General features: G+C 72.0%; 19 protein-coding genes. 13 read left to right on the top strand and 6 right to left on the bottom strand.

Annotated elements, in window-relative coordinates; all coding sequences use genetic code 11:
• Positions 1–9 precede the first annotated feature (9 nt).
• Positions 10–792: a TrmH family RNA methyltransferase gene (locus tag OG574_RS24110; RefSeq protein ID WP_326774908.1), complete on the top strand. Its 783-nt coding sequence runs from the start codon at positions 10–12 to the stop codon at positions 790–792.
• A 20-nt stretch (positions 793–812) separates the two neighbouring features.
• Here OG574_RS24110 and paaN read toward each other — a convergent pair whose 3' ends face one another.
• The gene (paaN, locus tag OG574_RS24105) at positions 813–2519 is read right to left on the bottom strand and encodes a phenylacetic acid degradation protein PaaN (protein ID WP_326774907.1); all 1707 of its coding nucleotides are present in this window, start codon (positions 2517–2519) and stop codon (positions 813–815) included.
• Positions 2520–2727: 208 nt separating this feature from the next.
• Between paaN and OG574_RS24100 the strand changes: the two genes are divergently transcribed.
• Together OG574_RS24100 and OG574_RS24095 are read left to right on the top strand one after the other, a co-directional pair.
• Complete coding sequence (locus OG574_RS24100; protein ID WP_326774906.1) at positions 2728–4251, top strand: 3-hydroxyacyl-CoA dehydrogenase; 1524 nt, start codon at positions 2728–2730, stop codon at positions 4249–4251.
• Entirely contained in the window at positions 4248–4838 is a 591-nt protein-coding gene (locus OG574_RS24095) for a TetR/AcrR family transcriptional regulator (protein ID WP_326774905.1), read from the top strand. The genes OG574_RS24100 and OG574_RS24095 overlap by 4 nt, the downstream gene beginning before the upstream one ends.
• 21 nt (positions 4839–4859) lie before the next feature.
• On the opposite strand, the gene OG574_RS24090 is transcribed toward OG574_RS24095, so the two are convergent.
• Entirely contained in the window at positions 4860–5450 is a 591-nt protein-coding gene (locus tag OG574_RS24090; protein WP_326774904.1) for an Lrp/AsnC family transcriptional regulator, read from the bottom strand.
• A gap of 173 nt (positions 5451–5623) precedes the next feature.
• On the opposite strand from OG574_RS24090, the gene pdhA reads away from it, so the two are divergent.
• The 9 genes from pdhA (at position 5624) to OG574_RS24045 (ending at position 16073) form a co-directional block, all read left to right on the top strand.
• The gene (pdhA, locus tag OG574_RS24085) at positions 5624–6760 is read left to right on the top strand and encodes a pyruvate dehydrogenase (acetyl-transferring) E1 component subunit alpha (RefSeq protein ID WP_100596503.1); all 1137 of its coding nucleotides are present in this window, start codon (positions 5624–5626) and stop codon (positions 6758–6760) included.
• The gene (locus tag OG574_RS24080; RefSeq protein WP_326774903.1) at positions 6757–7761 is read left to right on the top strand and encodes an alpha-ketoacid dehydrogenase subunit beta; all 1005 of its coding nucleotides are present in this window, start codon (positions 6757–6759) and stop codon (positions 7759–7761) included. The genes pdhA and OG574_RS24080 overlap by 4 nt, the downstream gene beginning before the upstream one ends.
• Positions 7761–9086, top strand: a complete 1326-nt coding sequence (locus OG574_RS24075; RefSeq protein WP_326774902.1) for a dihydrolipoamide acetyltransferase family protein — start codon at positions 7761–7763, stop codon at positions 9084–9086. Before OG574_RS24080 ends, OG574_RS24075 begins: the two co-directional genes overlap by 1 nt.
• Before the next feature lie 149 nt (positions 9087–9235).
• Positions 9236–10207, top strand: coding sequence for an NTP transferase domain-containing protein (locus tag OG574_RS24070; RefSeq protein ID WP_326774901.1), 972 nt, complete (start codon positions 9236–9238; stop codon positions 10205–10207).
• Positions 10207–11730 carry a molybdopterin molybdotransferase MoeA gene (locus tag OG574_RS24065; RefSeq protein WP_326774900.1) on the top strand — a complete coding sequence of 508 codons (1524 nt, stop codon included), beginning with the start codon at positions 10207–10209 and terminating at the stop codon, positions 11728–11730. The genes OG574_RS24070 and OG574_RS24065 overlap by 1 nt, the downstream gene beginning before the upstream one ends.
• A complete protein-coding gene (locus OG574_RS24060) occupies positions 11718–12824 on the top strand; it encodes a potassium channel family protein (RefSeq protein WP_326774899.1) in 1107 nt (368 codons plus the stop codon). Before OG574_RS24065 ends, OG574_RS24060 begins: the two co-directional genes overlap by 13 nt.
• 104 nt (positions 12825–12928) lie before the next feature.
• The gene (locus tag OG574_RS24055; protein WP_100596498.1) at positions 12929–13909 is read left to right on the top strand and encodes an NAD(P)H-quinone oxidoreductase; all 981 of its coding nucleotides are present in this window, start codon (positions 12929–12931) and stop codon (positions 13907–13909) included.
• 267 nt (positions 13910–14176) lie between these two features.
• Positions 14177–14983 (top strand): hypothetical protein, encoded by an 807-nt coding sequence (locus OG574_RS24050; protein ID WP_326774898.1) that lies wholly within the window; start codon positions 14177–14179, stop codon positions 14981–14983.
• 547 nt (positions 14984–15530) lie between these two features.
• Positions 15531–16073: a bacterial proteasome activator family protein gene (locus OG574_RS24045; protein WP_326774897.1), complete on the top strand. Its 543-nt coding sequence runs from the start codon at positions 15531–15533 to the stop codon at positions 16071–16073.
• Positions 16074–16197: 124 nt separating this feature from the next.
• Here the strand turns inward: OG574_RS24045 and OG574_RS24040 are convergent, their stop codons facing one another.
• Positions 16198–17778, bottom strand: a complete 1581-nt coding sequence (locus OG574_RS24040) for a protein kinase domain-containing protein (RefSeq protein WP_326774896.1) — start codon at positions 17776–17778, stop codon at positions 16198–16200.
• A gap of 312 nt (positions 17779–18090) precedes the next feature.
• Here OG574_RS24040 and OG574_RS24035 point away from each other — a divergent pair, with 312 nt between their 5' ends.
• Entirely contained in the window at positions 18091–19743 is a 1653-nt protein-coding gene (locus tag OG574_RS24035) for a protein kinase domain-containing protein (protein WP_326774895.1), read from the top strand.
• Positions 19744–19772: 29 nt separating this feature from the next.
• On the opposite strand, the gene OG574_RS24030 is transcribed toward OG574_RS24035, so the two are convergent.
• The 3 genes from OG574_RS24030 to OG574_RS24020 form a co-directional block, all read right to left on the bottom strand.
• Positions 19773–20783 carry a phosphotransferase gene (locus OG574_RS24030; protein ID WP_326774894.1) on the bottom strand — a complete coding sequence of 337 codons (1011 nt, stop codon included), beginning with the start codon at positions 20781–20783 and terminating at the stop codon, positions 19773–19775.
• A gap of 35 nt (positions 20784–20818) precedes the next feature.
• A complete protein-coding gene (locus OG574_RS24025; protein ID WP_326774893.1) occupies positions 20819–21271 on the bottom strand; it encodes a pyridoxamine 5'-phosphate oxidase family protein in 453 nt (150 codons plus the stop codon).
• A 76-nt stretch (positions 21272–21347) separates the two neighbouring features.
• Positions 21348–22010, bottom strand: a complete 663-nt coding sequence (locus OG574_RS24020; RefSeq protein WP_326774892.1) for a response regulator transcription factor — start codon at positions 22008–22010, stop codon at positions 21348–21350.
• Positions 22011–22035: the final 25 nt, after the last annotated feature.

Genomic DNA, 22035 nt, shown 5'->3' with positions numbered 1-22035 from the left:
GCGAGCGGCATGAACAGGGTGGATATCGCCGGCGTCGATGAATGGCGCGCCCGTGCAGACGCGTCCGTGCTCCTCGACGGGTTCCACGCGCTCAAGCACGCCCTGCGTTTCGGCGCGCGCGTGCCCGTGGCGCTGGCGACCGGCCGGGCCGCCGCGCTCGCCCTGGCCGAGGAGCTCGCCCCGGACGTGCGGGACGCTCTGGACGGGCTCCTGGTGGAGGTGCCGGAGGAGACGCTGCGCGCACTGGTGCCGCGTCTGCATCCCACGGGGGTGGCCGCGCTGGCGGTGCGGCCGGACCGGGCGGAGAACCTGGCCGCCGTGGCACACCTGCCGAGGACCGCGCCCGTTGTCGTCCTCGACAACCCCCGCAACCTCGGCAACGCGGGCGCCGTCATCCGGCTCGCCGCGGGCTTCGGTGCGACGGGCGTCGTCATGACCGGCAGCCTCGACCCCTGGCACCCGACCGTCGTCCGCGGGGGTGCGGGCCTGCACTTCGCGACGGCCGTCGAGCGCCTGACGGTGGAAGAGCTGCCGCCGGGGCCCGTGTACGCGCTCGATCCGGAGGGCGAGGACATCCGGGGGACCGCGCTGCCGGACGACGCGCTGCTCGCCTTCGGCTCGGAGCGCAGCGGCCTGTCGCCCGAACTGCACGCCCGCGCCGACCACTTGGTGTCGCTGCCGATGCGGGCGCAGGTCTCCAGCTACAACCTGGCGACGAGCGTCGGCATGACGCTCTTCCACTGGAGCACCTGCGGCACGCCGGGCGGTCCCGCGGGCCGCCCGGCCGCCTGAGCTGACGCCGGTCGGAGGCCTCAGGCCTCCTTGCGCACCTCCACGACGCGGAAGCGGTTCGCCACGAACGCTCCGTCGCACAGCGCCGCGTTGGCCGCGGGGTTGCCACCGGAGCCGTGGAAGTCCGAGAACGCCGCCGTCTGGTTCACGTACACCCCGCCCGTGAGGTTGATGGACAGCTGGGCGCACTCTTCGAGGCAGACCTCTTCGACGCCTTCGGCGACCTCGTCGGAGGTCGTGTACGCGCCGACGGTCATCGCGCCCTTGTCGCGCACCGTGCGCCGCAGCAGGTCCAGCGCGTCCGCCGTGGAGTCGACGGCGACGGCGAAGGAGACCGGGCCGAAGCACTCGCTGAGGTAGGCGGAGTCGGAGTCGGCGCCGTCCCAGAACTTCCGTGCGCCGTCCTGCTTGACGATCATCGGCGTGCGGACGACGGCACCGGGGAACTCCGGGTTGCTGATCTCCCGTGAGGCGAGGGCGACTTCGCCGAGGCCGGAGGCCGCCTCCAGGCGGGACTTCACGTCCGGGTTGACGAGGGCGCCGAGCAGCGCGTTCGCCCGGGCGTCGTCGCCGAGGAGGCCGCCGACCGCGGCCGCGATGTCGGTGACCACCTCGTCGTACGTCTTGGGGCCCTCGTCCGTGGTGATGCCGTCGCGCGGGATGAGCAGGTTCTGCGGGGTGGTGCACATCTGGCCGCTGTACAGGGACAGGGAGAACGCGAGGTTCGCCAGCATTCCCTTGTAGCGGTCGGTCGAGTCGATGACGACCGTGTTGACGCCGGCCTTCTCCGTGTAGACCTGCGCCTGCCGGGCGTGCGTCTCCAGCCAGTCGCCGAACGCCGTCGAGCCCGTGTAGTCGATGATCTTGATCTCGGGGCGCAGGGCGATGGTCTTGGCGATGCCTTCGCCGGGCTTCTCGGCGGCCAGCGCGACCAGATTCGGGTCGAAGCCGGACTCGGCGAGGACCCCGCGGGCGACCTGGACGGTCAGGGCGAGGGGCAGCACCGCGCGCGGGTGGGGCTTCACCAGGACGGGGTTGCCGGTGGCGAGGGAGGCGAAGAGCCCCGGATATCCGTTCCACGTGGGGAAGGTGTTGCAGCCGATGAGGAGGGCGATGCCGCGCCCGACCGGCGTGAACTGCTTGCCGAGGACGAGGGGGTCGCGCTTGCCCTGCGGCTTGGTCCACTCCGCCGCGTCCGGTGTGCGCACCTGCTCGACGTACGCGTACGCCACCGCTTCCAGCCCGCGGTCCTGCGCGTGGGGGCCGCCCGCCTGGAACGCCATCATGAAGGCCTGGCCACTGGTGTGCATCACGGCGTGCGCGAACTCGTGCGTACGCGCGCTGATCCGGGCCAGGATCTCCAGACATACGGCGGCCCGCGCCTCGGCGCCCGCCTCGCGCCACGCGCGCATGCCCGCGCGCATCGCGGGGAGCAGGACGTCCAGGTCGGGGTGCGGGTAGGTGACGCCCAACTCGACGCCGTACGGCGACATTTCGCCGCCCACCCAGTCGTCCGTGCCGGGCTGGCCGAGGTCGATCCGGGTGCCGGAGAGCGCGTCGAAGGCGGCCTTGCCCTCGGGCATGCTCAGGCTTCCGTGCTCTCCGTAGGCCTTGGGGTGCTCGGGGTGCGGTGACCAGTACGCGCGCGTGCGGATCGCTTCCAGCGCTTGGTCAAGGGTGGGCCGGTGCTTGGCGATCAGGTCGTGCGCGGTGACTTCGGCGGCCATGACGGACCAACTCCTCGTCGAGGCGGCTCTTCGTCGAGCCGGCGAGCTGGGCAGGAACAGCTGGGCAGGAACAGGCAGACACGGTTAGAGTAACCGAACGATCGGTCGGGACAAGGGGGTCCGTCGAACCTGTGGAGAACTTCGCGCCCGCCTCAGCGCCCCGACCCCCGGGACCCCGGCCGTCGTTCCGTGCGGGAGGATCGCGACCATGACAGCACTCGAGCTCGGCAGCCCCGAACGCCTTGTGGGCGTGGTGGGCACCGGCACCATGGGCCAGGGCATCGCCCAGGTCGCCCTGACCGCTGGCCACCCCGTCCGGCTCTTCGACGCCGTACCGGGCCGCGCCCAGGAGGCCGCGGACGCCATCGCCGCGCGCCTGGACCGCCTGGTCGACAAGGGCAGGCTCGACGCGGCCGAGCGCGACGCCGCGCGTGCGCGTCTGAGCGCCGCCGGGTCCCTCGAGGAGTTCGCGGGGGCGGCGCTCGTCGTCGAGGCCGTACTGGAGCGGCTCGACGTGAAACAGCAGCTGTTCACGGACCTGGAGGAGATCGTCGCGGACGACTGTCTGCTCGCGACCAACACCTCGTCCCTGTCCGTCACCGCCGTCGGCGGCGCGCTGCGTCTGCCGGGGCGCCTCGTCGGCCTGCACTTCTTCAACCCCGCGCCCCTGATGCCGCTGGTCGAGGTGGTCTCCGGCGCGGCGACCGACGTAACGGCGGCCACGCGCGCGTACGAGACGGCCCGCGCCTGGGGCAAGACCCCCGTCGTCTGCGCAGACACCCCCGGATTCATTGTCAACCGCATCGCCCGCCCCTTCTACGCCGAGGCGTTCGCGGTCTACGAGGAGCAGGGCGCCCAGCCCGCCACCATCGACGCCGTCCTGCGCGAGTGCGGCGGCTTCAAGATGGGCGCCTTCGAGCTGACGGACCTCATCGGACAGGACGTCAACGAAGCGGTCACCCGCTCCGTGTGGGAGGCCTTCTTCCAGGACGTGAAGTTCCGGCCGGCCCTCGCCCAGCGTCGCCTGGTCGAGGCCGGCATGCACGGCCGCAAGACGGGCCGCGGCTGGTACGCGTACACGGACGGTGAGGAACGCCCGGAGCCGCACACCGCACAGCCCGCCCAGGCGCCCGCGTACGTCGTCGCCGAAGGCGACCTGGGGCCTGCGGGCGAGCTTCTCGCGCTGATCCGCGAGGCGGGCATCCCCGTGCGCGAGGAGGACGAGGACAACGGCACGCGCCTGGTCCTTCCCGGCGGCGGCCAGCTCGCCCTCGCGGACGGCCAGACGTCCGTCGAGTACCGCGACGTCATCTACTTCGATCTCGCGTTCGACTATCGCGCCGCGACCCGTATCGCGCTCGCGACCTCTCAGGAAGCGTCCCCGCAGACCTTGCGCGAGGCCACCGGGCTCTTCCAGGCCATCGGCAAGGACGTCAGCGTCATCGGGGATGTGCCCGGCATGATCGTCGCGCGCACGGTCGCGCGGCTCATCGACCTGGCGCACGATGCCGTCGCCAAGGGAGTGGCCACTCCGGAGGACATCGACACGGCGATGCGCCTGGGCGTCAACTACCCACTGGGGCCCATCGAGTGGAGCAGGAAGCTCGGCAAGAACTGGGCGTACTCCCTCCTCGACGATCTGCACCTGCGCGACCCGTCCGGCCGTTATGCGCCCTCGCTCGCGCTCTACCGCCACTCGTACGCCTCCGACAAGCGGGAGGGCTCCGCATGACCACCGCAAGGCGCGACACCTACACGCCCGAGACCCTCCTGTCGGTCGCCGTGCGGGTCTTCAACGAGCGAGGCTACGACGGCACTTCGATGGAGCACCTCTCCAAGGCGGCCGGTATCTCCAAGTCGTCGATCTACCACCACGTCGCCGGCAAGGAGGAGCTGCTGCGCCGCGCCGTCAGCCGCGCGCTCGACGGCCTCTTCGGCATCCTCGGCGAGGAGCACGCGTGCGTGGGGCGTGCCGTCGAGCGGCTGGAGTACGTCACCCGGCGCATGGTCCAGGTCCTGATATCCGAGCTGCCGTACGTGACCCTGCTGCTGCGCGTGCGCGGGAACACCGACGCGGAGCGCTGGGCGATGGAGCGGCGCAGGGAGTTCGACCACCAGGTGGCCGAGCTTCTGAAGGCGGCCGCGGCCGACGGTGACGTGCGGGGCGACATCGAGGTACGGCTCGCGACCCGCCTCGTGTTCGGCATGATCAACTCGATCGTGGAGTGGTACCGGCCGGGCGGCCGGGGCATGGACGACCGCGAAGTCGCCGACGCCGTCGTGCAGTTGATCTTCGGAGGGCTGCGCAAGGAGGACTGACGGCCCCGGGGCGCGGGCGCGTCAGGCGTCCGGCTCCAGGTCCTCCTCCTCGAACACCAGCAGCGTCCGCGTGCTCAGCACCTCCGGCATGGCCTGGAGCTTGGTGAGTACGAGCTCCCGCAGGGCCCTGTTGTCCTGCGTGTGCACCATCAGGAGCACATCGAAATCGCCGCTGACCAGCGCGATGTGCGAGGCCTCCGGGAGCCGGCGCAGCTGCTCGCGGACGGTGCGCCAGGAGTTCTGGACGATCTTGAGCGTGATGTACGCCGAGGCACCCTGCCCGGCCCGCTCGTGGTTGACGCGGGCGCCGAACCCGCGGATGACGCCGTCGTCGATGAGCCGGTTGATGCGCGCGTAGGCGTTGGCCCGTGACACATGGACGCGCTCGGCGACGGAGCGTATCGAGGCCCGGCCGTCCATCTGGAGCATCTGCAGGATGTCGCGGTCGATGGCGTCCAGCGCGCGCGGCTGGTACTCGGGGCGGCCCTCGGGCGGGCGCGGCGGGGAGCCCGGGCGGCTGTCGGGGCCGCTGCCCGGCCCGCTGTCGGGCGCGCGGGGCGGAGTCTCGGGGCGGTCGCCGCCCGAGCTGTCGGCCATTCGTTCAGATGCCATGTCCCCCCGCCTCCCTACCATGGACGTACTGCGTCCATCCCAGGCTGTGGAGAACCGTTTGTCCACAGCCTGGAGGTGCCTGTAGCCAAAATGTGCCGACGACCGAACAATCGGTAGGTGGGGCGCATCACACCGTCGCGTCTCTCAGCCGCTTCCAACGAGGAGGTGCCGTCATGACGGTCATGGAGCAGCGGGATGCCTACCGGCCCACCCCGCCGCCCGCCTGGCAGCCGCGCACGGATCCCGCGCCGCTGCTGCCCGACGCCGAGCCGTTCCGGGTTCTCGGCACCGACGCCGCGGCCAAGGCCGACGCCCGGCTCCTGCACCAGCTGTACGCGGAGGTGGTGCGCGGCCGCAGGTACAACGCGCAGGCGACCGCCCTGACGAAGCAGGGCCGGCTCGCGGTCTACCCCTCCAGCACCGGACAGGAGGCCTGCGAGGTCGCGGCCGCCCTCGTCCTGGAGGAGCGCGACTGGCTCTTCCCCAGCTACCGGGACACCCTCGCCGCCGTCGCCCGCGGCCTCGACCCCGTACAGGCCCTGACCCTGCTGCGGGGCGACTGGCATACCGGGTACGACCCGCGCGAGCACCGCGTCGCCCCCCTGTGCACGCCGCTCGCGACGCAGCTGCCGCACGCCGTGGGCCTCGCGCACGCCGCCCGTCTCAAGGGTGACGACGTGGTCGCGCTCGCCATGGTCGGCGACGGGGGCACCAGCGAGGGCGACTTCCACGAGGCGCTGAACTTCGCGGCGGTGTGGCAGGCCCCGGTCGTCTTCCTCGTCCAGAACAACGGCTTCGCGATCTCCGTACCGCTCGACAAGCAGACCGCCGCCCCGTCCCTGGCCCACAAGGCCGTCGGATACGGGATGCCCGGCCGCCTCGTGGACGGGAACGACGCGGCGGCCGTGCACGAGGTCCTCGCCGAAGCCGTGCGCCACGCGCGCGGAGGGGGCGGCCCGACCCTCGTCGAGGCGATCACCTACCGCATGGAGGCGCACACGAACGCGGACGACGCCACGCGCTACCGCGTCGACGCCGAGGTCGACGCCTGGCGCGACCACGACCCGATCCTGCTCCTGGAGCGGGAGTTGACGGATCGCGGACTCCTCGACGAGGAAGGCATACGGGCCGTGCGCGACGACGCCGAGAAGATGGCCGCCGACCTGCGCGAGCGCATGAACCAGGATCCGGTGCTCGACCCCATGGACCTCTTCCGTGATGTCTACGCCGAGCAGACCACTCAACTGCGCGAGCAGGCCGCCCAGTTGCGCGCCGAGCTCGACGCCGAGGCGGACGGGACGGACCGATGACGACTGTCGCCGCCAAGCCGGCCACCATGGCGCAGGCCTTCGGCCGCGCCCTGCGCGACGCCATGGCCGCCGACCCCTCCGTGCACGTCCTCGGCGAGGACGTCGGCACGCTGGGCGGCGTCTTCCGAGTCACCGACGGACTCGCCAAGGAGTTCGGCGACGCCCGCTGCACGGACACGCCGCTCGCCGAGGCGGGCATCCTCGGCACCGCGGTCGGCATGGCCATGTACGGTCTGCGGCCCGTCGTCGAGATGCAGTTCGACGCGTTCGCCTACCCGGGCTTCGAGCAGCTGATCTCGCACGTCGCGAAGATGCGCAACCGCACCAGGGGCGCGATGCCGATGCCCCTCACCGTGCGCGTGCCCTACGGCGGCGGCATCGGCGGCGTAGAGCACCACAGCGACTCCTCCGAGGCCTACTACATGGCCACCCCGGGTCTCCATGTCGTCACGCCCGCCACCGTCGCCGACGCCTACGGCCTGATGCGCGCCGCCATCGCCTCCGACGACCCCGTCATCGTCCTCGAACCCAAGCGGCTGTACTGGTCGAAGGACTCCTGGAACCCCGAGCACCCGACGGACGTCGAACCCATCGGACGGGCCGTGGTCCGCCGGACCGGCAGCAGTGCCACCCTCATCACGTACGGGCCGTCGGTACCCGTCTGCATGGAGGCGGCGGAGGCGGCGCGGGCCGAGGGCTGGGATCTGGAGGTCGTCGATCTGCGCTCCCTGGTGCCGTTCGACGACGAGACGGTCAGCGCGTCCGTGCGCCGCACCGGGCGGGCGGTCGTCGTGCACGAGTCGGGCGGTTTCGGCGGCCCCGGCGGTGAGATCGCCGCGCGCGTCACCGAACGGTGCTTCCACCACCTGGAGGCGCCGGTCCTGCGGGTGGCCGGGTTCGACATCCCGTATCCGCCGCCGATGCTGGAGCGGCACCATCTGCCGGGAGTCGACCGGATCCTGGACGCGGTCGCGCGACTCCAGTGGGAGGCGGGCAGCTGATGGCACAGGTCCTCGAGTTCAAGCTGCCCGACCTCGGCGAAGGCCTCACCGAGGCTTCGATCGTCACCTGGCTCGTCCAGGTCGGCGACGTCGTGGCGGTGGACCAGCCGGTCGTCGAGGTGGAGACCGCCAAGGCGATGGTCGAGGTCCCGTGCCCCTACGGGGGCGTGGTCACCGCCCGCTTCGGCGAGGAGGGCACCGAACTGCCCGTCGGCTCGCCCCTCCTGACGGTCGCTGTGGGCACACCGGCCGAGGGGGAGGGTGACGACGAGGGGTCCGGGAACGTCCTGGTGGGATACGGCACCGCGGCCGCCCCCGCGCGCCGCCGCCGGGTTCGCCGACAGGACGACCTCCCCGTGGCGCCTGCGGCACCCACCCGGAATGCCTCGTCCGCCCCGGTTCCGGAGGCGCCGCCGCGGAGCGGACCCGTGCCGGTCATCTCTCCCCTCGTGCGCAAGCTCGCTCGCGAACACGGTGTCGACCTGCGCGAGTTGCCCGGGTCGGGACCCGAAGGACTCATCATGCGGGCCGATGTCGAGAGCGCCATGCGGGAGACGGTGCAGGTGCGGGCCCACGCGGCGGAAGCGGAGGCCGTGGCCCCGGCTCCGGCCCAGGCCCCAGTGGGCGGGACCGCCGACGGCATCCGTGTCCCCCTGCGCGGCCTCCGAGGCGCCGTGGCCGACAAGCTCACCCGCAGCCGCCGCGAGATCCCCGACGCGACCTGCTGGGTGGACGCCGACGCCACGGAGTTCATGCACGCGCGCGTGGCCATGAACGCGGCCGGCGGGGAGAAGATCTCCGTACTCGCCCTGCTCGCCCGTATCTGCACCGCGGCCCTGGCCCGCTACCCGGAGCTCAACTCCCGGGTCGACATGGCGGCCCGGGAAGTCGTGCAGCTCGACGCCGTGCACCTCGGGTTCGCCGCCCAGACCGAGCGCGGACTCGTCGTCCCCGTCGTGAAGGACGCGCACGTACGCGACGCCGAGTCCCTGAGCGCCGAGTTCGCCCGCCTCACGGACGCGGCGCGGGCCGGCCGGCTCACACCCGGGGAACTCACGGGCGGCACGTTCACGTTGAACAACTACGGCGTCTTCGGCGTCGACGGTTCGACGCCGATCATCAACCACCCCGAGGCAGCGATGCTCGGCGTGGGCCGGATCATCCCCAAACCCTGGGTCCACCAGGGGGAGTTGGCGGTGCGCCAGGTCGTCCAGCTGTCACTCACCTTCGACCACCGGGTGTGCGACGGCGGCACGGCAGGCGGCTTCCTGCGCTACGTCGCGGACTGCATCGAACAGCCGGCGGTGCTCCTGCGCACCCTGTGAGGACGAGCCTGCGCGTTCTGTGAGCGCGAGCCTGCGCACCCTGTGAGCACGAACGGCCCGCACCGCCCACCTCGATGTGACGTAAATCCTCGTGGGTGCGGGCCGTTTCCAGGGGTGGCAATGATCCTTCGTGCGCCCATACTCGGGGGATGAACGCTGCTCCCGCGCCGAGCCGCCCCGCCCACGACGCCGTCGTGCTCGCCGGCGGCGCCGCCAGACGGCTCGGCGGCGCGGACAAGCCCGCGGTCCGTGTCGGAGCCAGGCCGCTGCTCGACCGGGTACTGGCCGCCTGCGCCACGGCCGGTACCACGGTCGTCGTCGCCGAACCCCGACCCACCGCGCACCCCGTGATCTGGACCCGTGAGGACCCGCCCGGCGGCGGACCGCTGGCCGCACTCGACGCCGGTCTGCGCGCCACCACGGGCGACCAGGTCCTCGTCCTCTCCGCCGACCTGCCCTTCCTGAGCGAGCAGACGGTACGGGGCCTCCTCGATGCCCTTGACGCGGGAACGGCGGACGGGGTCATGCTCACCGACGCCGACGGCCGGGACCAGCCGCTCGTCGCGGCCTACCGCAGCGCACCCCTGCGCCACCACCTCGCCGAACTCGCAGCCGCGCACGACGACGGCCTCTCCGGGCTGCCCCTGCGGCTGCTCGTCGGCCGACTCGAACTCACCCGCATCACCGACCCCGTCGCGTCCTTCGACTGCGACACCTGGGACGACATCGCCGCCGCCCGGTCACGTATCAGGGAGCATGGGCACGTGTTGGATGAATGGATCTCCGCAGCCAAGGACGAACTGGGCATCGAGCTCGACGTCGACACCGGCGTCCTGCTCGACCTCGCCCGCGACGCCGCGCACGGTGTGGCCAGGCCGGCCGCTCCCCTGACGACATTCCTCGTCGGGTACGCGGCCGCGAACGCCGGAGGGGGCCGCGAGGCCGTCGCCGAGGCCTGCGCGAAGGCCGCCGCGCTCGCTGACCGCTGGGCGAAGGAGGCCGCGGACGAGGAAGCGTCGGCGCCCGGGACGGCGGGTGCCGGCCCGGCTGCCTCGTCCGACAGCCCCGCATCCGGCGGCGACTCACCCGGTGGCTCCGCGGGCGTGCGGCCGGACGCATGATGAGCGGTCAGAGCGCGGAGTCGCTCGCCGCGCAGGCGCGGGCGGCCGAGGACGGCGCCGTCGACGAGGCGCTCGCCCTGGTCAACGAGGCCCGGGCGGCGGACGGCCGCGGTGCGGGACGCTCCGGCGGGGCAGGTTCCGGTACGGGACGCCCAGGACACGGTTCGGCAGAGCGCGCCCGGCGCACCGGCCCCGCCACCCCCACCAGCCACACCGACCACCCGGACCGCAAGGACCCCGCACGCAACAGCACTTCCTCCAGCCACCGAACCGACTCCCGGCACCAGGCCGCCCCCTGGTCCGCTGCGCGGGCCGTCGCCGGTCGGGTCGGACGCGCGGCCGCCGCGCTCCGGGGAGGTGCGGCGGAGTGCCGCGTGCCGCTCGTTCGGGCGCTGGGCCTGACGCTGGCCGAACCCCTCGCCGCGCTCTCCGACCTCCCGTCCTTCGACACGTCCGCCATGGACGGCTGGGTCGTTGCCGGGCCGGGCCCCTGGGACGTACGGGCCGAGGGGATACTCGCCGGGCAGGACCGGCCCGAGCCGCTGTCCGACGGTGAGGCCGTCCGGATCGCGACCGGCGCCCGGGTCCCGAGAGACGCGACCGCCGTCATCCGCAGCGAACACGGCCGCACCGACGACAAGGGACGGCTGTTCGCCCTGGGCGACGTCGGCCACGGCCAGGACATCCGACCTCGCGGCCAGGAGTGCCGCTCCGGCGACCAACTCCTGCCCACCGGAGCCCTGGTGACGCCCGCGGTGCTCGGGCTGGCCGCGGCCGCCGGGTACGACGAACTTCTGACGGTGACCCGGCCGAAGGCCGAAGTGTTCATCCTGGGCGACGAGTTGCTGACCGAGGGCCTCCCCCGTGAGGGCCTCATCCGGGACGCGCTCGGCCCCATGCTGCCGCCGTGGCTGTGGGCGCTCGGCGCGGAGGTCGCCTCCGTACGGCGTCTGGGCGACGATCCGAAGTCGCTGCTCAAGGCCGTACGGGCGTCGAACGCCGACCTCATCGTGACGACCGGCGGCACCGCGTCGGGCCCGGTCGACCATGTGCACCCGACGCTGAGCCGGGTCGATGCCGAGCTGCTCGTCGACGGTGTCGCGGTGCGGCCGGGGCACCCGATGCTGCTCGCCCGCACCAAGGAACGGCAGCACCTCGTCGGCCTGCCGGGCAACCCACTCGCGGCCGTCTCCGGGCTCCTCACGCTCGCCGAGCCCCTGTTGGGGATCCTCGCGGGACGGCCGGAGCAGGAGCCGTACACCGTGCCGCTCCAGGAGGCTGTGCACGGGCATCCGCATGACACGCGGCTCGTCCCTGTCGTCGTGCGGGGGGATGTGGCCGTGCCGCTGCGCTACAACGGTCCGGCCATGCTGCGCGGGATCGCGGCGGCCGACGGGCTCGCCGTCGTCGCGCCCGGCGGCGCGAAGGCCGGGCGGGAAGTGGAGATCCTCGACCTGCCGTGGTCGTGGAGCCCGACAGGTGGCGACGGAGGCTACGGCGCTGCCGAGAGGTGTTTCACGTGAAACTTCCCGGCCATGACGCGATGGCCCGCCAGGACGACGAGAAGGTCGTCGCCCGTCAGGTGAAGCTGCCCAAGCGGGTTGTCGAGCGGCCCCTGCGGCAGGTCGCCCGGCGACTGATAGTGGCGCTCGCCGTGCTGGTCGCGACGGCGTTCATCGTCTGGATCGACCGCTCCGGCTACAGCGACAGCTCCGACAGCAGCGTCGACCTGCTGGACGCGTTCTACTACGCGACCGTCACCCTCTCCACGACCGGGTACGGGGACATCACACCCGTCAGTGACGGTGCCCGGATCGTCAATATCCTCGTCATCACGCCGCTGCGCGTGCTGTTCCTGATCATCCTGGTCGGCACCACTCTCGAAGTGCTCACCGAGCGCACGCGGGAGGAGTGGCGACTGAACCGCTGGAGGTCCAACTTGCGTGACCACACCGTGGTCGTCGGATTCGGCACGAAGGGCCGGTCGGCGATCCAGACCGTCTGCGCGACGGGCCTGAAGGCGGATCAGGTCGTGGTCGTCGACCCCAGTAGCAAGGTCATCGAGGCGGCCACGGCGCATGGGTTCGCCGGGGTCGTCGGCGATGCCACGCGCAGTGATGTGCTGTTGCGGGCCGAGGTGCAGAGAGCGCGGCAGATCATCATCGCCACCCAGCGGGACGACACCGCGGTCCTGGTGACCCTCACCGCCCGCCAGCTCAACCGCGGGGCGAAGATCGTGGCGGCTGTCCGCGAGGAGGAGAACGCCCCGCTGCTGCGGCAGTCGGGCGCCGACGCCGTCATCACCAGTGCCAGCGCGGCGGGCCGGCTGCTCGGACTCTCCGTGCTCAGCCCGAGCGCGGGCATGGTCATGGAGGACCTCATCCAGCAGGGCACCGGCCTCGACATCGTGGAACGGCCGGTCATAAAGGCCGAGGTGGGGCTGAAGGTCCGCGAGACCGAGGACCTGGTGGTGAGCGTGGTGCGCGGGCACCGGGTGCTGGGTTACGACGACCGGGCCATCGGCACACTCCAGTTGACGGACCGTCTGATCACGATCGTCCGGGCCACCCCCGGCACCCAGGCCATCCCGGACACGCGACGGCTGCCGCGGGACTGACAGTCGGGGCTCGCGGGGACGGCGAGTTGGGGGCCCGGGAGGATTGCAGTCGGGGCACGCGCCGACCCGTCTCCTGGATTGCTCCGAGGAGTAGCCTCGCCGGCATGTATGCGATCACGATTCCGGAACCCGGTGGACCTGAGGCGCTCGTCTGGGCGGAGGTCCCCGATCCCGTACCCGGTGACGGCGAAGTGCTGGTCGAGGTGGCGGCCGGGGCCGTCAACCGCGCCGATCTGCTTCAGCGTCAGGGCTTCTACAACCCGCCGCCCGGCGCGAGTGACATCCCCGGTCTGGAGTGCTCGGGACGCATCGTCGCCCTCGGCGCCGGTGTGTCCGGCTGGTCCGTCGGCGACGAGGTGTGCGCGCTTCTCTCGGGCGGCGGTTACGCCCAGAAGGTCGCCGTCCCGGCCGGCCAGCTCCTGCCCGTACCCGAGAACACCGACCTCGTCACGGCGGCCGCGCTGCCCGAGGTGACCTCGACCGTCTGGTCGAACGTCTTCATGATCGCCCACCTGCGCCCCGGCGAGACCTTCCTGGTCCACGGCGGCTCCAGCGGCATCGGCACGATGGCCATCCAGCTGGCCAAGGCCATCGGGGCCAAGGTGGCGGTGACGGCGGGCAGCAAGGAGAAGCTCGACTACTGCGCCGAGCTCGGCGCCGACATCCTGATCAACTACCGCGAGCAGGACTTCGTGGAGGAGATCAAGCGGGCCACCGACGGCGCGGGCGCGGACGTCATCCTCGACAACATGGGCGCCAAGTACCTGGACCGCAACGTCCAGGCGCTGGCCACCAACGGCCGCCTCGCGATCATCGGCATGCAGGGCGGCATCCAGGGCGAGCTGAACATCGCCATGCTCCTCAACAAGCGCGGGGCCATCACCGCGACCTCGCTGCGCGCGCGCCCGCTGGCCGAGAAGGCCGCGATCGTCGCCGCCGTACGGGAACACATCTGGCCGCTGATCGACTCGGGCCGCGTCCGGCCGATCGTCGACCGGAAGCTGCCGATGAGCGACGCGGCGCAGGCGCACCGGGTCCTGGAGGAGAGCGGGCACATCGGGAAGGTGCTGCTCGCCGTCGAGTAGATCCATCGGCGGGTGGGGGCGCGGCCCGGGCGAGCTGGTGGCCCCCCAGGCCCCCGGGCCCCGGGCCCCAGGCCCCCAGGCCCCCAGGCCCCCAGGCCCCCAGGCCCCCGGCCCCCCCGGCCCTCAGGTCCGCAGGCGGCCGGGCGGCCGGGTGGCGTGGCCGGAGTGAGTGGAGTGACACCAAGGTGCCGGAATTGGTGCGTCATGTGACGCTGATTCCGGGATTCCTCCGATCTTGGTGACTCGATTCCGGGAGGGGCGCGCGGAATGACTCCACGCCTCCGCACCACCGGCCGCCCGCTGCTGCCGCTGCCGCCGCTGCTGTGGCCCCTGCTGTTCCTGGCCCTCCTCGGACCGGCCGCCTCAGGCACTTACGCGTACGCCGCCGAACCCGCGCCCACGCGCGCCCCCACCTCTGCCCCCGCCCCCGCCCCTGCCCCCGCCTCTACCTCCACCCCTGCCTCCGCCTCTGCCGGCGAGGCACAGGCCGGCAGCCACCCCGGCAAGGGCCGTACGCCGCCGGGGCGGGCCGAGTCGGAGCCGCCGGCCCACGACCGGCCCGAACAGAAGCCGCCCACGGGCCGGCCCAGCGACGGGCACTCCGCGGCCGCACCCTCCGCGCCCGACAGGGGGAAGCCCTCGGCGAGTGCCTCCCCCAGAAGGCCCAGCGCTTCCCACGCCAATCCGAAGGCCTCCCCCGAGAAGGCCTCCCCCGCGAGCCCCTCCCGCAAGGGCCACTCCGCCGGTAAGAGCCACTCCGCCTCGGCGTCCGCCGCCGCGCCGCCGAAATGGTCCCGCCCTCCGTCGGCGGACCCGCCCCGCTCTCGCCCGGCCTACGCCTCCATACCCGTGCCCCCGGAAGAGCCGCAGGCACGCGAGGACGGCTCCGACGAGCAGCAGGTCCAGCCGTCGGCCCGGCCCACCGGCGTCCCCGTGGACACCGCCGGCCGCACCCCGCGGCCGACCGCCGCCGAACCCGTGATCCCCGGCGTGGGCGTCCTGCCGCTGGGCTCCGGCCTGGTCCTCGTAGGCCTCGGCATCGGATTCCTGGCACTGCGCCTGCGCCGCACGTGAAATCTGCCCCGCACATGAAATCTGCCCCGCACGCGAAATCTGCCCCGCACGCGAAATCTGCCCCGCACGCGAAATCTGCCCCGCACGCGAAATCGCCCCGCACATGAAATCGCTGCCGCACCTGAAATCCCGCCCATGAAATCTGCCCCGAGCGAGAAATCTCCGCTGCCCATGACATACGCCCCGCCCATGGCCCACGCGCTCCCCATCACTCAGCCGCGACCACACGCGCGACCCACGCCCCACGCGCTCCCCATGACCCGGCCGCGACCGCACGCGCGACCCACGCTCTACGCACCCCTCACGCCCTACGCACCCCCCACGCCCGACACCCCCCGCTCCGCCGAGTCCCGAGACCTCCCGTCCCGACCGGCCCGTGGCCCCCGTTCGACGCCCCGCCCGCCCCGCAAGCCGCCGCCCGCGTCGCGCAGACCCGTACGCGTCGGAAACACCGTCGATCACGGTGGGAGTACGCCCGAACACGGTGGATCACCCTCGTATGGGGGCACTACTCAGGTGTGATGGTGCGGTGCGAGAGAATGGCGGCATGGAGATGCCGAGGAACGAAAGCTCGCCGCAGAGTCCCCAGGTCCTGGTCGTGGGCCAGGACGGAATGGCGCTCGGCGGCGGTGGAGACGACGACTCCCGCGAGGTTCCAGTGACGGAGATGGTGGAACAGCCCGCCAAGGTGATGCGCATCGGCAGCATGATCAAGCAGCTGCTCGAGGAGGTGCGGGCGGCTCCTCTGGACGAGGCGAGCCGGGTGCGGCTCAAGGAGATCCACTCCAGCTCCGTGAAGGAGCTCGAGGACGGTCTTGCGCCGGAGCTCGTCGAGGAGCTGGAGCGCCTCTCCCTGCCGTTCACCGACGAGGTGATCCCGAGCGACGCGGAACTGCGGATCGCGCAGGCCCAGTTGGTGGGCTGGCTGGAGGGGCTCTTCCACGGGATCCAGACGACGCTGTTCGCCCAGCAGATGGCCGCGCGGGCCCAGCTGGAGCAGATGCGCCGCGCGCTGCCGCCCGGCGTGGGCGGCGGCGAGGAGGGCGACGACCCGCGGATCGCCGGCCGCTCCGGAGGCCCGTACCTGTAAAGACACAGGCGCCCCTGCCCGGTACCTGTCGCAACCCGAATCGAACCCTCAACGCGAAGGCGCCCGGCCGGTCACCATGACCGGCCGGGCGCCTTCGTATGTCGTCTGCGGGGAGGGCGGCGGCTCAGGCGCCGCCGTCGGTGCCCGCCGCGTCGTTCCCGCCCGGGTCCCCGTTGGCGCCACCCGTGGGCGGCTCCTCCGTGGGCAGGCTGGGACCGTCCGAGGACGGCTCCTCGGAGGTCGGCTGGCTCTTGGTCGGCGTCGGGTCCGAGGGCTCGTCGCTCGGCTCGGACGCGCTGCCGGACGGCGTGACGTCACCCGTGCTGGGCTCCTCCGACGGCGAGGGTTCGGACTGCCCACCGGTCCCGGTGCCCGGGTCGGTGGTGTCGTCCTGGGTGGAGGTGTCGTCGGAGCTCTGGGTGGGCTCCTTCTCCTTCTGGGAGTGCGACTGCGTGGGCGACTGGGTCGTGCCGGTGCCGCCCTCGTGGTCGCCGCCACGGGTCATCGCCCAGGCCGCGCCGCCCGCGATGGCGATCACGGCGAGGACCGCGAGGATCCACATCTTGCCGCGACCGCTGCCGCCGCCTCCCCGGTGGCCGCCGTCGAAGCCGCCGTCGTCGCTGCCCGGGGGCCGCAGCATCGGCTGGGCCGCCGTACCGCCGTCGGTCGGGTGCGGCAGTGCCGTCGTGCCCGCGACGCCCATGGCCGGGGTGTTGCCGCCCTGGTGCATGTCGGCGGCGACCGGGCCGGTGTTCCACGTGTTGGTGTGGCCGCCCTGGTCGTAGAGCATCTGCAGCCCGTACTGGACGAGGCCGCGCATCTCCTCGGCGGTCTGGAACCGGTCGTCCGGGTCCTTGGCCAGGGAGCGCATGACGAGGCCGTCGAGCTCCGGCGGCGCCACGTCCGAGACCTCGGAGGGCGGCACCGGCACGTCCTGGACGTGCTGGTAGACGACGGACAGCGGGGTCTCGCCGGTGAACGGGGGCCGCAGCGCGAGGAGTTCGTAGAGCAGGCAGCCGGTCGCGTACAGGTCGGAGCGGTGGTCGACGGCCTTGCCGAGGGCCTGCTCGGGCGACAGGTACTGGGGCGTGCCCATGACCATGCCGGTCTGCGTCATGGTCGACTGCGCGCCGTGCAGGGCGCGCGCGATGCCGAAGTCCATCACCTTCACCGCACCGGTGTTGGTGATGATCACGTTCGCCGGCTTGATGTCGCGGTGCACGATGCCGTGCTGGTGCGAGTAGGCGAGGGCCTCCAGGACACCGGAGACAATGATCAGTGCCTGCTCGGGGCCGGGCGCCTCGGCGTTCAGGAGGAGGTCGCGGATCGTGCGGCCCTCGACGATCTCCATCACGATGTAGGGGACGACCGAGCGGCCGACGGTGTCCTCGCCGGAGTCGTACACGGCGACGACCGCGTGGTGGTTGAGGCCCGCGACCGACTGGGCCTCGCGCGTGAAGCGGGCCTTGGAGACCGGGTCCTCGGCAAGGTCGGAGCGCAGGAGCTTGACCGCGACGGTGCGTCCGAGCCGGACGTCCTCCGCGGCGAAAACCTCCGCCATGCCGCCCCGGCCGAGTCTGTGGGTCAGCCGGTACCGGCCGTCGCCGACCAGCCCGCCGTTGCCCCACAACTCCGGCGCATCTGACATACCGCCGCCAGCCGCCTCGGGGTCGGACGGGCCCTGAGCGCGCTGCGTCTGTGCCATCAGTCCTCGCCGTCGTTTCTGTCCGCGTCCGTGTCCGCACTCTCGGATGTACGCGCGGTGGTCGTTACGGTCTCCGTCGGGCCACGCTACAGGCTTCGCCCGGCGCGCCGTCCCGAGATGGACCGGCCATCAAACCTTGTGCGGGCAATGCGATGCAAATCGTCTGGGCAATTCCTGTAACGCTTCCGCGACGCTTCTTGCCCGTACGGTCACGGAACGGGCACCGAGCTTGACGTGCCGGTGCCACGGGGCAGACTTGGCCGGGAATAGTGGTAATCGATCACCGGCCGCGCCGATGGGGGACGTAGAAACATGAGCCAGGACGGCGCACAGGGCCGGTACGCAGGGCGTGCTGTCGCCGGCGGTCGCTACCAGCTGCGTGATCTGCTCGGCGAGGGCGGCATGGCCTCGGTCCACCTCGCGTACGACTCGGTGCTCGACCGCCAGGTGGCGATCAAGACGCTGCACACCGAGCTCGGGCGCGAGCAGGCGTTCCGTGAGCGCTTCCGCCGCGAGGCCCAGTCCGTGGCGAAGCTCACGCACACGAACATCGTCTCGGTCTTCGACACCGGCGAGGACGACCTCGACGGGATGACCACTCCGTACATCGTCATGGAGTACGTGGAGGGCCAGCCCCTCGGCTCCGTGCTCGACGCGGATGTCGCGCACTACGGCGCGATGCCGACCGACAAGGCCCTGAAGATCACGGCCGATGTGCTCGCGGCGCTCGAGATCAGCCACGAGATGGGTCTGGTCCACCGCGACATCAAGCCGGGCAACGTCATGATGACGAAGCGGAACGTCGTCAAGGTGATGGACTTCGGCATCGCCCGCGCCATGCAGTCCGGTGTCACGTCGATGACGCAGACCGGCATGGTCGTCGGCACCCCGCAGTACCTCTCGCCCGAGCAGGCCCTCGGCCGTGGCGTGGACGCCCGCTCCGACCTGTACTCGGTCGGCATCATGCTGTTCCAACTGGTCACCGGGCGGCTGCCGTTCGAGGCGGACTCGCCGCTGGCCATAGCGTATGCGCACGTCCAGGAGGAGCCGGTGGCTCCTTCGTCGATCAACCGGTCGGTGCCCCCGGCCGTGGACGCGCTGGTCGCCCGCGCGCTGAAGAAGAACCCGAACGAGCGCTTCCCGAGCGCCGAGGCGATGCGGGACGAGTGCCTGCGGGTCGCCCAGTCGCTGCACGCCGCGGCGCCCAGCATCGTGCCGGGCGCGCAGACGTCCAGCGGCGCGGGTGTCGGTTCCGCGGTGTTCCCGCCGGTCGACCAGTCGACGGCGGCGCCGACCGGCCCGGTGCAGACGCCGTACCAGCCGGGCCCCTACGGGACGCCCACTCCGGCGCCGGCCACTCCGGGCTACGGATATCCGCAGCAGGGCTACCAGACCCCGCCGCCCACCTCTCCGTACGCGCCTCAGCAGCAGCAGTATCAGCAGCAACAGCACCAGCAGACGCCCCCGCCGTACACCATCTCGCCCCAGACGACGCCGAGTTCGGCGGGCTCCGGCGGCGGTGGCGGCAAGCGGAACACCGGCGTGATCGTCGGTTCGATCGTCGTCGCGCTGATCGCGGTCGGCGGTCTGATCACGGCCCTGACACTGAACGGCAATGACGAGAAGGGCGGCGGCGACGCGAAGAAGTCGCCGTCGGCCGTCGCCGGTCACAAGGGTCCCGATCTGACGAAGACGATGGAAGAGGACGAGTGCAAGGAGCCTGAAACGGGTTACAACGACCCGGACAAGGTCCTGCTCCCGGACTTCACCTACAAGAACATCAAGTCGGTCAAGGCCTGCATGCAGGCCGCCGGTTGGAAGTTCGACGTCCGGGACGTCGACGAGAACACCTTCGGTGAGGGCACGGTCATCGTGCAGTACCCCAAGGCGCGCACGGAGATCGACCCGAAGAACCCCGAGTCGATCCAGCTCCAGGTCTCCACGGGCGACCCGGCGTCGGGCTGACCCGGCCGGTCCGGCTCACTGACGGCCGCTCACTCGGCGAACGCGTCGCGCACCGCCCCGTACTCCTTCGTCCACCACACGGCGAGCGCCGACGCCGCGGGGAACTGGGGATCGGCGCGGGTGTCGCCGCGTTCGTAGCGCCAGCGCAGTATCCAGAAGTCGTTGAGCCGCTCCCACCACACACGGTGGACGGCGGCCGCGAGTTCGTCCGCGCCGGCGCCCGAGGCGCGGCGGTACGCGCGCGCGTAGGCCCGTACCTTCGGCAGGTCGAGGGTGCCGGCGGGACGCACGAAGAAGATCACTGCGGCGCGTACGGCCTCTTCGGCGCGCGGCTGCACCCCGAGCCGGTCCCAGTCGACGATCGCGGCCGGTACGCCGCCTTGGTAGAGCAGGTTGAACGGGTGGAAGTCCCCGTGCACCCAGCCGGTCGCCGAGGCCTGCGGAGGCCGCCGCCCCGCGCAGGACTCCAGGAGTGCGCGGCGCTCCACGAGCCGGTGCCGCGCCAGCTCGTCGAACGCGTCGTGCGGGCGACGGCGGCGCACCCGCTCCAGCAGGGTGTCGATGAGCGCGAGGGTGTCCGCGGGATCGGCACTGGCCCGCCCACGCGCGGGCGCGGCCCCCATGACCTTCTCCAGACAGGCGTGTACGAGTCCCAGGAGCGCCCCGAGCGTGCGGCACTGGGCCGCCGTGAGCTGGGCGCCGCTGCGGTGGCGGCCCTCGACCCAGGGGTGCAGGGCGTAGCTGGCGCCGCCGATGACGGTGACGGTGCGGCCGTCGGCGGCGGGCAGGGGCGGGGCGACGGGGACGCCGAGTGCGGCCAGGCGTTCGGTGGCGCGGTGCTGGCGGGCGATGGCGGCCGGGTCGGCGGTCTCGGGGTCGAAGTGGTGCTTGAGGAAGTAGCGGCCGCGCGTGGTGGCGAGCCGGTAGCCGCGGTTGAGCAGGCCCTGGTCGACGGGTTCGCAGGCCAGCGGCGAGCCGGCGTCGTACTGCCGCAGCAGGGCGCGGAGCGGTGGGGCGGAGTGAGCAGATGAGCGCGGCACGCGCCAGATGTTAGGGCACCCTGGGTAGCCGGTGGCTACAGAACGTGGCGAAAGGCCCGCTTCGAATGACGGGCGCCGCCCGTCAGTTCGTGCACGGTGACGAACTGGGGCTCGATCCGCAGATGGACGGGGGCGAACGGCTCCCCGTCGGCGAAGCGGGGCGCGGGGCCGAAGAGGCCGAGTTCGCCGGGGGTCGGTTCGACGGCCACGCAGGTGCCGACGAACTGGACCGACCACTGGCCGTCGGCGGGGTCGCCGTTGTTCAGGTTGTCGGCGCCGTATGCGACGACGCTGCCGGCGCAGGCCCGGTGGTAGCCGTAGCCCTTGTGCATACGCAGGACGACCCGGCCGTCCGCCACGATGTGGCGGGCCGAGGCGAGGAAGGGGAGCGCGCGCATGCTGGTCGCCACCCGGCCGTGGTCCACGCTGCCGATCAGCTCGATGGCGCGCTGTTCCTGGGCGCGGTCTTCCCGGAATTCGGAGGGCATGTTTCCACGGTGCGCCGCCGGAAGCGTGCCGTAAAAGAGGCCCCGGCCCTCTGCGAATGGGACGTAAGTCCCGAATTCAGTGGCGCTTCTCGGCCTGCAGCCGCGCGACATATGCGGCGGCCTGCGAGCGGCGTGCCATGCCCAGTTTCGACAGGAGGCTGGACACGTAATTCTTGATCGTTTTCTCGGCGAGATGCAGGCGTTCCCCGATGACGCGGTTGGTCAGGCCCTCGCCGATCAGGTCGAGGATCCTGCGCTCCTGCTCGGTCAGGCTCGCGAGCCGGTCGTCCTCCTTGCCGCGGCCGCCGCCGCGGAGCCTTTCGAGGACGCGGGCGGTGGCGACGGGGTCGAGCAGGGACTTCCCGGCGGCGACGTCACGGACCGCGTTCAGGAGCTCGTTGCCCCTGATGGCCTTCAGTACGTAGCCGGAGGCGCCCGCCATGATCGCGTCGAAGAGTGCCTCGTCGTCGGCGAACGAGGTCAGCATCAGGCACTTGATCGAGTCGTCCTGGGAGCGGATCTCGCGGCACACCTCGACGCCGCTGCCGTCCGGGAGCCGCACGTCCAGGACCGCGACATCGGGGCGCGTGGCGGGAATGCGGACGACGGCGTCGGCGGCGGTACCCGCCTCGCCGACGACTTCGATGTCCCCTTCCACGGAGAGCATCTCGTGCACTCCGCGGCGTACGACTTCATGGTCATCGAGTAGAAATACACGAATTTTTCCGTCTTCGGGCACGCGGCCAGTCTCACATACTGGCTCT

This window comes from Streptomyces sp. NBC_01445, assembly GCF_035918235.1.
GTDB lineage: Bacteria > Actinomycetota > Actinomycetes > Streptomycetales > Streptomycetaceae > Streptomyces.
This window is presented reverse-complemented; position numbering and strand designations above follow the sequence as displayed.